The sequence below is a fragment of the Streptomyces niveiscabiei genome (assembly GCF_001419795.1).
GTDB classification, from domain to species: Bacteria; Actinomycetota; Actinomycetes; order Streptomycetales; family Streptomycetaceae; genus Streptomyces; species Streptomyces niveiscabiei.
This window is the reverse complement of the sequence record NZ_LIRL01000426.1, coordinates 311-12706: the sequence shown is the minus strand read 5'-3', so window position 1 is coordinate 12706 and position 12396 is coordinate 311. Positions and strand designations below refer to the sequence as shown.

Below are 12396 nucleotides of genomic sequence, written 5' to 3'. Positions count from 1 at the left end.
GTGGGGAGGAGGGCGTTCTTGGGGGTGATGGTGCCGTCGTCGGAGACGCCGTACAACGCGTCGTAGATGTTGCGGACCGCCGGGCCGGACGCGCCGGAGCCGGTGCCGCCCTGGGAGATCGTCATCACGATCGCGTAGTCCTTGGTGTACGTCGCGAACCAGGACGTCGTCTGCTTGCCGTAGACCTCGGCGGTACCCGTCTTCGCGTGCATCGGGATCTTCGCCTGGGGCCAGCCGACCTGGGCGAAGCGCCAGGCGGCGGTGCCTTCGGTGGCGACGCCGGCGAGGGCCTCGTCCATGTGGGCGAGGGTGGTCTTGCTTATGGGCAGCTTGCCGTGGGACTGGGGCTTGATCTCGGTGGTCGTCTTGCCGTCGGGGCTGATGACGGCCTTGCCCACGGTCGGGTTCCAGAGGGTGCCGCCGTTGGAGATCGCCGCGTAGATCGTGGCCATCTGGATCGGCGTGACGAGGGTGTCGCCCTGTCCGATGGAGTAGTTGATCTCGTCACCGGCGCGCATCTGGTTGCCTTCGAGGCAGTTCTCGTACGCGATCTGCTCGACGTACGAGCCGCCCTTCTTGCCCTGCTTGCACCAGGCGTCCTTGTTGGCCTTCCAGTAGCTCTGCTTCCACTGGCGGTCGGGGACGCGGCCGGTGACCTCGTTGGGGAGGTCGATGCCGGTCTCCTTGCCGAGGCCGAACTGGTGGGCCGCCTTGAAGAAGTAGTCGTTGGGGTTCTTCGGCTTGATGCCGCCGTCCTTCTGCCACTCCCGGTGCGCCAGGCCGTAGAAGACGGTGTCGCAGGAGACTTCGAGGGCGCGGCCGAGGCTGATCGGGCCGAAGTTCTCCGACTCGAAGTTCTTGAAGACCTGCCCGCCCACCGAGTACGAACTCGTGCACGGGTAGCGGCCGTTGAAGTCGTAGCCCGCCTCCACCGCCGCCGCCGTGGAGATCACCTTGAAGGTGGAGCCCGGTGCCGACTGACCCTGTATGGCCCTGTTGAGCAGCGGGTAGTTGGAGTCCTTGCCGGTGAGCGCCTGGTAGTCCTTGGCGGAGATCCCGCCGACCCACGCGTTCGGGTCGTACGTCGGGTTCGAGGCCATCGCGACGATGCGGCCGGTCTTGGCCTCCATCACGACGACGGCGCCGGAGTCCGCCTTGTAGCGCTCATTGGTGTTGCGGTCCCACTGCTTGCGGGCTTCCTTCATCGCGTCGTTCAGCTCGTACTCCGCGACCCGCTGGACCCGGGCGTCGATGCTGGTGACGAGGTTGTCGCCGGGCTGCGCCGGGGTCGCCTCGGCCTGGCCGATGACGCGGCCGAGGTTGTCGACCTCGTAGCGCGTGACGCCCGCCTTGCCGCGCAGTTCCTTGTCGTACTCCCGCTCCAGGCCCGACCTGCCGACCTGGTCGGAGCGCAGGTACGGCGAGTCGCTGTCCTTGGCCTGCTGGATCTCGTCGTCCGTGACCGGCGAGAGGTAGCCGAGGACCTGCGCGGTGTTGGACTTTCCGGGGCCGGGGTAGCGGCGGACCGCTTCCGGTTCGGCGGTGATGCCGGGGAAGTCCTCGGCGCGCTCGCGGATCTGGAGGGCCTGCTTGGCGGTGGCCTCGTCGGTGATCGGGATCGGCTGGTAGGGCGAGCCGTTCCAGCAGGGCTGGGGGGTCTGGGCGTCGCAGAGGCGGACCTTCTGCTGGACCTCCTCGGGCGTCATACCGAGCACGCCCGCGAGTTTGGCGAGGACCGCCTTGCCGTCGTCCTTCTGCTTGAGCAGGTCGGTGCGCGACGCGGAGACCACGAGCCGGGTCTCGTTGTCGGCGAGGGGCACGCCCCGCGCGTCCAGGATCGAGCCGCGCACCGCCGGCTGCACGACCTGCTGGACGTGGTTGCCGGACGCTTCCTTCGCGTACTCGTCGCCCTCCCGGATCTGGAGGTACCACAGGCGCCCGCCGAGCGTCGCGAGCAGGGAGAGGACGAGGATCTGGATCACCACGAGCCGCGTCTGCACCCTGGGCGTCCGCCCGGTCTCCGGGATGTTCGTCACTGCCGCCCCCTCCCAACGCCTGCCACGCCGTGAATCGAATGTCCGTACGCCTCATGAACGGCCGGGCCACCCGCCCGCGTTCCGCCCGCGTTCACCCCTGCGGGTGAATTCCGCCCAGAAATCTCAGCCCCGCTCGACTCCCCCACCCTCACAGCCGCTTCACCCCTTTGATCCGGCCCGTGCGCGCGGCCGACCTCTTCGCCGCCTTCATCTTCAGCCCGCTCCCCCGCTGCCCCCCGATCCGCAGCCCGGTCCCGGAGGACAGCCACCCGGCGGACACGTCCCGCGCCTTGGACGCCGAACTCGCCTCGGCCAGCGGGTCGTTGTCGGCGCGCCGGGCCAGGAACATCACGGCGGGCACGACGAACGGCGCGAGCAGCAGGTCGTACAGAGCGGCGCTGAACAGCAGCCCCCCGATCCCGACGTGCCGGGCGGAGGTGTCGCCGACGAGCGCTCCGACGGCGGCGTACAGCAGCGTCGAGCCGATCGCGGCGGCGACGACGACCAGCATCGGAGCGGTGGCCGACTTCAGCCGGCCGGTCTCCGGTTTGATCAGCCCGGCCGCGTACCCGATGACGCTGAGGACGAGGGCGTACCGTCCGGCGGCGTGGTCGGCGGGTGGCGCGAGGTCCGCGAGGAGACCCGCGCCGAAGCCGATGAGGGCGCCGCTGGTGTGGCCGTAGACCATCGCGAGGCCGAGGACCGTGAGGAGCAGCAGGTCGGGGACGGCGCCGGGGAGGTGGAGCCGGGCCAGGACGCTGACCTGGACGACGAGGGCCACGACGACGAGGGTCGTGGAGAGCAGGATGCGGTTGACGCGCATGGGGGTTTCAGCTCCTACTGCTCTTGCTGGTCGTTGGTCCGGCCCTGGTCCGGTGCCGCGGCTCCCGGTGTCACCGTGACGGTGACCGTCGGCGTGGGCACGGGCTTCGGCTTGGCCGGCAGGACCGTGTCGCGCGGGTCCTTCTTCGGCGCCTCGACGACCACCCCCACGATGTCCAGCTTGGTGAAGCTGACGTACGGCGTGACGTACAGCGTCCGCGTCAGGTCGCCCCCGGAGGGGTCGACGCGGGACACGATGCCGACCGGTACGCCCGGTACGAACGGCTTGTCGGCCTGGGAGCCGAAGGTGACCAGCCGGTCGCCCTTCTTCACCTCGGCCTTGCCGTTGAGCAGTTCGACGCGCAGCGGCCGGTCGCCCTGCCCGGACGCGAACCCGAGTTCGTCGGACGCCTCCATGCGCGTACCGACCGTGAAGTCGGGGTCGTTGGCGAGGAGCACGGTCGACGCGTTGGGGCCGACGGTCGTGACGCGGCCGACGAGGCCGTCCCCGTTGAGGACGGTCATGTCGCGCTGGATGCCGTCGCTGGCGCCGACGTCGATGGTGATCGTCCAGGAGAAGCCCTGGGCCGCCCCTATGGCGATGACCTGTGCGCCCTTGATGCCGTACTGGCCCTCGCCGGCGATCTTCAGCATCCGGTCGAGCTGGCCGAGGCGGCTGCGGTTGCGGTCGTCGCTGCCGAGCTTCGCCTTGAGGGCCGCGTTCTCCTTCTCCAGGGCGGCGAGCCGGTCGTGGCGCTTGCCGGAGTCGCGTACGGCGGAGACCGCGTTGCCGACGGGGTCGACGGCCGAGGCGACGCCGTTCTCGATGGGTCCGAAGACCGTCGCGGCGGCCTGCCGGGCGCCGTCGACCGGAGAGTCCTCACCTCCCCTGATGTCGACCGTGATCAGCGCGAACGAGACGGCGACCAGCAGTACCAGGAGCAGCCGGCTCTCTCGTGTGTCCCTCACGTGCGGCGGCCGTGCCTTCCTCATAGGAATTGCGGGAATTACGGGAATGGGGGGAACTGGGGAAGCTTATGCCTCTATACCAACGATCCGCCGCACGAGAGGAGATCGTCTCGTACGGCGGAATCGACGTGTCACGTCATCTGCGCGGCGCGGCGTCCAGCACCTGCTGGAGCGCCTCGAACTCCTCGACGCACTTGCCGGAGCCGAGCGCGACACTGTCCAGCGGGTCCTCGGCGATGTGGATCGGCATGCCGGTCTCACGGCGCAGCCGCTCGTCGAGGCCGCGCAGCAGGGCGCCGCCGCCGGTGAGGACGATGCCGCGGTCCATGATGTCGCCGGACAGCTCGGGCGGGCACTTGTCGAGGGTCGTCTTCACCGCGTCGACGATCGCGTTGACGGGTTCCTCGATCGCCTTGCGGACCTCGGCGGCCGAGATGACGACCGTCTTGGGCAGGCCGGAGACGAGGTCACGGCCGCGGATCTCGGTGTGCTCGTCGTCGTCGAGGTCGTACGCCGAACCGATCGTGATCTTGATCTGCTCGGCGGTGCGCTCACCGAGGAGGAGGGAGTACTCCTTCTTGATGTGCTGGATGATCGCGTTGTCCAGCTCGTCGCCGGCGACGCGGATGGACTGGGCGGTGACGATGCCGCCGAGGGAGATGACCGCGACCTCGGTGGTGCCGCCGCCGATGTCGACGACCATGTTGCCCGTGGCCTCGTGGACCGGCAGGCCCGAGCCGATGGCCGCGGCCATGGGCTCCTCGATGATGTGCACCTGGCGGGCGCCGGCCTGCGTCGACGCCTCGATGACGGCGCGGCGCTCGACGCCGGTGATGCCGCTGGGCACGCACACGACGACGCGGGGGCGGGCGAGGTAGCGGCGCTTGTGGATCTTCAGGATGAAGTAGCGCAGCATCCGCTCGGTGATCTCGAAGTCGGCGATCACGCCGTCCTTGAGCGGACGTACGGCGACGATGTTGCCGGGGGTGCGGCCGATCATCTTCTTCGCCTCGGCGCCGACCGCGAGGATCCCACCGGTGTTGGTGTTGATCGCGACCACGGACGGCTCGTTGAGGACGATCCCGCGACCCCTGACGTACACCAGCGTGTTGGCGGTCCCGAGGTCGACAGCCATGTCACGGCCGATGAACGACATTGAGTTCCCCATCAGGATTCGTCTGGCCTTCCCACGAGCTTTTGAGGGCTTTTCAGGACGGCGAAGTGGGTGCGGTGACGTGAAGGCTTACATCGTAGACGCGCCTTCACGGACACCGCGCGAGGGTCTTCGCCATTGTCAGCACGTGCCGACCCGCCTCGCTTGTGGAGACGGTCCATCGGGGGCACGCGTTCCCCCGATCGGCACCGCATATGCCGAAGGACGGCCGAAAATGTACGGCCGCCCTCAGGCTGACGAACAGACGATCTGACCCGGTGTCAGAAACGTCCACGAAAACTCCTGAAGTGTTCATGGACGCCGTTGTACGAAGGTCAGGCGCGGCCCGGGAAGAACAGCTTGACCTCGCGTTCCGCCGACTCCTCCGAGTCCGAGGCGTGGATCAGGTTCTCCCGGACGATGACCCCGAAGTCGCCCCGGATCGAGCCGGGCGCGGCGGCGATCGGGTCCGTCGGACCGGCCAGCTGGCGCACGCCCTCGATGACCCGCTCGCCCTCGACGATCAGCGCGACGACCGGACCGGACGCCATGAACTCGACCAGCGGCTCGTAGAACGGCCGGCCCACGTGCTCCGCGTAGTGCTGCTCCAGGATCGCCCGGTCCAGCGTCCGCAGCTCCAGCGCGGTGATCCGCCAGTCCGCCTTGCGCTCGATACGGCCGATGATCTCGCCGGTCAGGCCACGACGAACGGCGTCGGGCTTGAGGAGGACGAGGGTGCGCTGGCTCACTGAAGGGCTCCTTCGCTGCTGATGTGCGGTGTCACGAGGCTACAGGGCGTGTCGGCACCGCCGTCACGCAGCGTCAGGTGTAGTGGAGGCCGCCTGCGCGGCGAACCTCGCCCTCGCCTCGTCGACCTTGCGGCCGTAGTGCACCGACGCGCCCCACAGGGCCGCGAAGACCGCGCCCATGAAGAACATCAGCGGGACGAAGACGCCGGAGACGATCAGGGCGAGCTGGAGCCCCCAGCCGAGGGCGACACCGCCGGGGCGGGTGACCAGGCCGCACAGCAGGACGCTCAGGAACATCAGCGTCCCGCAAACCGTCCAGACCGTGCCCATCGACAGGTCCGGGTCCTTCATCGCGACCAAGCCGGCGAAACCGATCAAGAAGAATTCGCCCACCAGCGTCGACGAACAGAGCGTGCGCATCCCTCAGCGCCTTCCCAGGAGCAGGCGGGCCTCGCCCACCGTGATGACCGAACCGGTGACCAGGACGCCCGCGCCGGAGAACTCGCCGTCCTCCTCGGCCAGGGTGATCGCGGTCTCCAGGGCGTCGGGGAGACGGGGCTCGACCTGGACCCTGTCCTCGCCGAAGATCTCCACGGCAACAGCGGCGAGCGCATCCGCGTCCATCGCGCGCGCCGTCGAGTTCTGCGTGACCACGATCTCCGCGAAGATCGGCTCGAACGCCTCCAGCAGGCCCCGTACGTCCTTGTCGCCGGCCGCGCCGACCACGCCGATCAGCTTGCTGAAGTCGAAGACCTCGCTGATCGCGTCCGCGGTCACGCGCGCGCCCGCAGGGTTGTGCGCGGCGTCCAGGACGACCGTCGGGGAGCGGCGGACGACCTCCAGGCGGCCGGGGGACGTGACCTTCGCGAACGCCTTGCGGACGACCTCGATGTCCAGGGGCTCCGCGCGGGCCGCGCCGACGCCGAAGAACGCCTCCACCGCGGCGAGCGCGACCGCCGCGTTGTGCGCCTGGTGCGCGCCGTGCAGCGGGACGAAGACCTCGGGGTACTCGCCGCCGAGCCCGCGCAGCGTCATCAGCTGGCCGCCCACCGCGACCTGCCGCTCCACGACGCCGAACTCCAGGCCCTCGCGCGCGACCGTCGCGTCCACCTCGACCGCGCGCTTCAGCAGGACCTGCGCCGCGTCCACCGGCTGCTGGGCCAGGATCACCGTCGCGTCCTGCTTGATGACGCCGCCCTTCTCGCCCGCGATCTGCGCCGGGGTCGAGCCGAGGCGGTCCGTGTGGTCCAGGGAGATGGGGGTGATCACCGCGACGTCCGCGTCGATCACGTTCGTCGCGTCCCATGTGCCGCCCATGCCGACCTCGACGACCGCGACGTCGACCGGCGCGTCAGCGAACGCCGCGTACGCCATGCCCGTCATCACCTCGAAGAAGGACAGGCGGTACTGCTCCTTCGCGTCCACCATCTCCACGTACGGCTTGATGTCCTCGTACGTCTCGACGAACCGCTCCGCCGACATGGGGGCGCCGTCCAGGCTGATGCGCTCGGTGATCGACTGGACGTGCGGGGAGGTGTACCGGCCCGTCCGCAGCTCGAACGCGCCGAGCAGCGACTCGATCATCCTCGCCGTGGACGTCTTGCCGTTCGTGCCCGTGATGTGGATCGACGGGTACGCGTTCTGGGGCTCCCCCAGGACGTCCATCAGCGCGGCGATCCTCTTGACCGACGGCTCCAGCTTCGTCTCGCCCCAGCGGGTCGCCAGCTCCGCCTCGACGCCGCGCAGCGCCTTGTCGACCTCGGGGTCGGCGGGACGACCGGGCACGTCGTCGCCCTCCGGCTGGCCCCCCTGGGTACGCAACGTCCGGCTCCCCGCCTCGATGACCGCGAGGTCGGGGTCTCGGTCGGTCTCGGCGGCGATGATCTCGTCGAACGGGTCGCTTTGTGTCACGTGAGCCAGTCTACGGACGAGGTGTGACAGTGCGCCCAAGGAGTGGGGGGTACAGCGAGAACGGCTGGTGCGGGGTGCGTCGTGGCTGGTCGCGCCCACGCGGCGGTAGCCGCAAATTGACACAGCCCCGCGCCCCTAAAAGACCGCGAGTCGCCCGGCATCAGAAAGGCCCCGGTACTTTCGTAGTACCGGGGCCCTCTGCCTTGCTTACGCCTGCGGCAGGTTCTCCAGCTGGGTCGTGATCCGTGCGATGTCCGCCTCCGCCTTGGTCAGGCGGGCCTTGATCTTGTCGACCACCTGGTCCGGGGCCTTCGCGAGGAACGCCTCGTTGCCGAGCTTCTTCTCGGCGTCGGACTTCTCCTTCTCGGCCGCGCCCAGGTCCTTCGTGAGGCGCTTGCGCTCCGCCTCGACGTCGATCGTGCCGGAGAGGTCGAGGGCGACCGAGGCGCCGGCCACGGGCAGCGTCGCCGTTGCCGCGAACTCTTCTGTTTCCGGCTGGAGTCGGAGGAGTTGGCGGATGGCGGCCTCGTGGGCGGAGAGGGGGGTGCCGTCCAGGGTGAGGCGGGCCGGGACCTTCTGGCCGTCCTTGAGGCCCTGCTCCTTGCGGAAGCGGCGGACTTCGGTGACGACCTGCTGGACGAGGGCGATCTCCTGCTCGGCGGCGTCGTCGCGGAAGCCCGAGTCGGTGGGCCAGGATGCCGTGACCAGCGTTTCGCCGCCCGTCAGCGTCGTCCACAGGGTGTCGGTGACGAAGGGGATGACGGGGTGCAGGATGCGCAGCATGACGTCCAGGACCTCGCCCAGGACGCGCGCCGAGACCTTCGCCTGGTCGCCGCCCGCGAAGAACGTCGGCTTGGACAGTTCGACGTACCAGTCGAAGACCTCGTCCCACGCGAAGTGGTAGAGGGCCTCGCTGAGCTTGGCGAACTGGAAGTCGTCGTAGAAGGCGTCGACTTCGGCGACGGTCTTGTTGAGGCGGGAGAGGATCCAGCGGTCGGTGGCCGACAGCTGGTCGACCGGCGGGAGTTCGCCTTCGACCGTCGCGCCGTTCATGAGGGCGAACCGGGTCGCGTTCCACACCTTGTTGGTGAAGTTGCGGGACGCCTGGACCCAGTCCTCGCCGATCGGCACGTCCGCGCCGGGGTTGGCGCCCTTGGCGAGGGTGAAGCGGACGGCGTCGGAGCCGTACTTGTCCATCCAGACCAGGGGGTCGACGGCGTTGGGGTTGGACTTGGACATCTTCTTGCCGAACTCGTCGCGGACGAGGCCGGTCAGGGCGATGGTCTTGAAGGGGACCTCGCCGTCCATCGCGTAGAGGCCGAACATCATCATCCGGGCGACCCAGAAGAAGATGATGTCGTGGCCGGTGAGCAGGACATCGGTCGAGTAGAACTTCTCCAGGTCGGGCGTCTTCTCGGGCCAGCCGAGGGTGGAGAAGGGCCACAGGCCGGAGGAGAACCAGGTGTCGAGGACGTCGGCGTCCTGGGTCCAGCCCTCGCCCGTGGGCGGCTGCTCGTCGGGGCCCACGCAGACGACCTCGCCGTCGGGGCCGTACCAGATCGGGATGCGGTGGCCCCACCACAGCTGGCGCGAGATGCACCAGTCGTGCATGTTGTCGACCCAGTCGAAGTACCGCTTCGACATGTCCTCGGGGTGGATGGCGACGCGCCCGTCCCGGACGGCGTCACCGGCGGCCTTGGCGAGCGGCGCGACCTTGACCCACCACTGCATGGACAGCCGGGGTTCGACGGTCGTCTTGCAGCGCGAGCAGTGGCCCACGGAGTGCATGTACGGCCGCTTCTCGGCGACGATCCGCCCCTGTTCCTTGAGCGCGCCGACGACGGCGGAGCGCGCCTCGAAGCGGTCGAGGCCGAGGAAGGGGCCGTGGACGGTGATCACGCCGCGCTCGTCCATGACCGTCAGGTTCGGCAGGTCGTGCCGGCGGCCGATCTCGAAGTCGTTCGGGTCGTGCGCCGGGGTCACCTTGACGGCGCCGGTGCCGAACTCGGGGTCGACGTGGGTGTCGGCGACGACCGGGATCGTGCGGTCGGTCAGCGGGAGCTTGATGCGCTTGCCGACGAGGTGCTTGTACCGCTCGTCGTCGGGGTGGACGGCGACGGCCGTGTCCCCGAGCATCGTCTCCGCGCGGGTCGTCGCGACGACGAGGCTGTCCTCGCCCTCGCCGTACCGGATGGAGACCAGCTCGCCGGCGTCCTCCTGGTACTCGACCTCGATGTCCGAGATGGCGGTGAGGCAGCGCGGGCACCAGTTGATGATGCGCTCGGCGCGGTAGATCAGCTCGTCGTCGTAGAGGCGCTTGAAGATGGTCTGGACGGCCTTGGAGAGGCCCTCGTCCATGGTGAAGCGCTCGCGGGACCAGTCGACGCCGTCGCCGAGGCGGCGCATCTGGCCGAGGATCTTGCCGCCGTACTCGTCCTTCCACTGCCACACGCGCGCGGTGAACTCCTCGCGCCCGAGGTCGTGGCGGGACTTGCCCTCCTCGGCGAGCTGCTGCTCGACCTTGTTCTGGGTGGCGATGCCCGCGTGGTCCATGCCGGGCAGCCACAGGGACTCGAAGCCCTGCATGCGCTTGCGGCGGGTGAGCGCGTCCATCAGCGTGTGCTGGAAGGCGTGGCCCAGGTGCAGGGAGCCGGTGACGTTCGGCGGGGGGATGACGATCGTGTACGGCGGCTTCTCGCTGTCCGCGTGCGCCTCGAAGTAGCCCCGCTCCACCCAGCGCTCGTACAGCGGCCCCTCTACCTCGGCCGGCGCGTACTGGGTCGGCAGGTCGGTGGCGGGCGCTGTGTGCTGCTGAGAGTTCTCGGTCACGCCGCCAGTTTAAAGGGGTCGCGGGACTGTCCAGAACTCGATTGTTCTGTAACGGGACGCACCCCGATGCCGGGAGTTCCCCGCGCCTGAGCCAGGATGTCAGGAGCACATAAAAGCATCTGGAGGGGTACCCAGAATGAGCAACAACCAGCCGGGTCCGTACGGCGGTCCGCCGCAGCAGTCCGGTCCGTACGGCGGCCAGCCGGGCCCGTACGGCCAGCCGCAGGCGCCGCAGCCCGGCTACGGGTACCCCCAGGGTGGCGGTGTGCCGCCGCAGCCCAACCCCTACAGCCAGCCCACCCAGCCGATGGGGCAGGTGGCCTACGGCCAGCAGCCGCCGTACGGGCAGCAGCCTCCCTACGGCGCTCCGCCGATGCAGCAACCCCCCGCCCCCGCCGGGAAGAAGAAGCGCGCCGGGCTGATCGTCGGGGTCGCCGCGGTCGTCGTGGCCCTCGCGGTCGGCGCGTACGTCGTGACGCAGGGGGAGAGCGGCAGCGGCGGGCTGGAGAACGACGGCGCGCACCGGCTCGACACCCCGGCGACGGTCGTCTCCGAGTACAAGCGGGTCGGCAAGGGCGGCGAGACGTCCGACGCGGAGACCGTCAAGTACCTCCAGACCAGCGGCGTCAAGGGCGGCAAGGCGGTCCTCGGGCAGTGGTCGACGGCCGACTTCGGCGACTACGACCCGAAGAACCCCGACCCGTCCGATCTCCCGTCCCGGGCCGAGCTGTTGACCGCGCGCGGGGTGACACTGCTCGGCGGGTACGGCGAGATAGCCGACCCCCAGGCGACCCTCGACAAGTACTTCCTCGCGATCACCGCGCAGATCGACGCGAACAACAAGAAGATCGAGGCGGGCGGCACGTCGTCCGGCGGCGCCTCCAAGACGACCCTCGAAGGGCAGCCGGAGCAGGCCGACATCGACGGCGCGGTCGCCAAGTGCCAGGCCGCGTCGAGCGTCAACGCCCTGACGAAGAAGGTCTCCACGGACTGGTTCTGCGTCTGGTCCGACTACAGCACGGTCGGCATGGTCTCCCCCGGCGACAACACGAAGAGCATCGACAAGGCGACCGCCGTGGACATAACCGGCAAGCTGCGCAAGGAAGTTCGCGTCAAACTCTGAGGGTGTTCCGTACGTGGATGAGGGGCCCGGAATCGATTCCGGGCCCCTCATCCACGTAACTGTCCGGGTTCTACGCGGACTTCTGCTCCCCCGGCCCCCGGCCGCCGCGTGAATCGCGCGGGATCAGCGTCGGGTTGACGTTGGAGAGGACGACGTCGGCGGTGATGACGACACGTGCCACGTCCTTGCGGGACGGGACCTCGTACATCACGCCCTGGAGGACTTCCTCCATGATGGCGCGCAGGCCGCGGGCGCCGGTCTGGCGCAGGATCGCCTGGTCGGCGATGGCTTCGAGGGCCTCGCGCTCGAAGTCCAGCTCCACGCCGTCGAGTTCGAAGAGGCGCTGGTACTGCTTGACCAGGGCGTTGCGGGGCTCGATGAGGATCTGGAGGAGGGCCTCGCGGTCCAGGTTGTGGACCGAGGTGATGACGGGGAGGCGGCCGATGAACTCGGGGATCATGCCGAACTTGACGAGGTCCTCGGGCATGACCTCCTCGAACTGGTCCTTCGACTGGAGTTCGCGCTTGGAGCGGATCGTCGCGCCGAAGCCGATGCCCTTCGCGCCCGCGCGGGCCTCGATGATCTTCTCCAGCCCGGCGAAGGCGCCGCCCACGATGAACAGGACGTTCGTCGTGTCGATCTGGATGAACTCCTGGTGCGGGTGTTTACGGCCGCCCTGCGGGGGCACCGACGCGGTCGTGCCCTCCAGGATCTTCAGCAGGGCCTGCTGCACGCCCTCGCCGCTCACGTCACGGGTGATCGACGGGTTCTCGCTCTTGCGGGCGACCTTGTCGATCTCGTCGA

The 12396-nt window shown here is 69.1% G+C and carries 10 protein-coding genes; 1 reads left to right on the top strand and 9 read right to left on the bottom strand.

Translation table 11 applies throughout. The features are described from left to right. The 8 genes from mrdA to AOK24_RS20810 all read right to left on the bottom strand — a co-directional run. Positions 1–2036 (bottom strand): penicillin-binding protein 2 (mrdA, locus tag AOK24_RS20845; RefSeq protein ID WP_055721579.1); only part of this gene is annotated, 2036 nt, incomplete at its 3' end. 148 nt (positions 2037–2184) lie between these two features. After that, positions 2185–2859 carry a rod shape-determining protein MreD gene (mreD, locus tag AOK24_RS20840; RefSeq protein WP_055721578.1) on the bottom strand — a complete coding sequence of 225 codons (675 nt, stop codon included), beginning with the start codon at positions 2857–2859 and terminating at the stop codon, positions 2185–2187. A gap of 14 nt (positions 2860–2873) precedes the next feature. Then, positions 2874–3827 (bottom strand): rod shape-determining protein MreC, encoded by a 954-nt coding sequence (mreC, locus tag AOK24_RS20835; protein WP_055721577.1) that lies wholly within the window; start codon positions 3825–3827, stop codon positions 2874–2876. Positions 3828–3963: 136 nt separating this feature from the next. Continuing rightward, positions 3964–4983, bottom strand: a complete 1020-nt coding sequence (locus AOK24_RS20830; RefSeq protein WP_055721576.1) for a rod shape-determining protein — start codon at positions 4981–4983, stop codon at positions 3964–3966. Positions 4984–5315: 332 nt separating this feature from the next. After that, the gene (gene ndk, locus AOK24_RS20825; protein ID WP_055721575.1) at positions 5316–5729 is read right to left on the bottom strand and encodes a nucleoside-diphosphate kinase; all 414 of its coding nucleotides are present in this window, start codon (positions 5727–5729) and stop codon (positions 5316–5318) included. 63 nt (positions 5730–5792) lie between these two features. Beyond that, the gene (locus AOK24_RS20820) at positions 5793–6149 is read right to left on the bottom strand and encodes a DUF4233 domain-containing protein (RefSeq protein ID WP_055721574.1); all 357 of its coding nucleotides are present in this window, start codon (positions 6147–6149) and stop codon (positions 5793–5795) included. Between the two features lie 3 nt (positions 6150–6152). Then, positions 6153–7640: a bifunctional tetrahydrofolate synthase/dihydrofolate synthase gene (gene folC, locus AOK24_RS20815; protein ID WP_055721573.1), complete on the bottom strand. Its 1488-nt coding sequence runs from the start codon at positions 7638–7640 to the stop codon at positions 6153–6155. Positions 7641–7847: 207 nt separating this feature from the next. Continuing rightward, positions 7848–10469 carry a valine--tRNA ligase gene (locus AOK24_RS20810; RefSeq protein ID WP_055721572.1) on the bottom strand — a complete coding sequence of 874 codons (2622 nt, stop codon included), beginning with the start codon at positions 10467–10469 and terminating at the stop codon, positions 7848–7850. A 136-nt stretch (positions 10470–10605) separates the two neighbouring features. On the opposite strand from AOK24_RS20810, the gene AOK24_RS20805 reads away from it, so the two are divergent. Further along, positions 10606–11592, top strand: coding sequence for a hypothetical protein (locus AOK24_RS20805; RefSeq protein WP_055721571.1), 987 nt, complete (start codon positions 10606–10608; stop codon positions 11590–11592). A gap of 70 nt (positions 11593–11662) precedes the next feature. On the opposite strand, the gene clpX is transcribed toward AOK24_RS20805, so the two are convergent. Next, a partial coding sequence (gene clpX / locus AOK24_RS20800) for an ATP-dependent Clp protease ATP-binding subunit ClpX (protein ID WP_240554035.1) occupies positions 11663–12396 on the bottom strand: 734 nt, incomplete at its 5' end.

Bases quoted from the DNA above. Each gene is read 5' to 3' on its own strand.
- mreD (WP_055721578.1), bottom strand. From the start codon at position 2,859: ATGCGCGTCAACCGCATCCTGCTCTCCACGACCCTCGTCGTCGTGGCC.
- AOK24_RS20830 (WP_055721576.1), bottom strand. From the start codon at position 4,983: ATGTCGTTCATCGGCCGTGACATGGCTGTCGACCTCGGGACCGCCAAC.
- AOK24_RS20820 (WP_055721574.1), bottom strand. From the start codon at position 6,149: ATGCGCACGCTCTGTTCGTCGACGCTGGTGGGCGAATTCTTCTTGATC.
- AOK24_RS20805 (WP_055721571.1), top strand. From the start codon at position 10,606: ATGAGCAACAACCAGCCGGGTCCGTACGGCGGTCCGCCGCAGCAGTCC.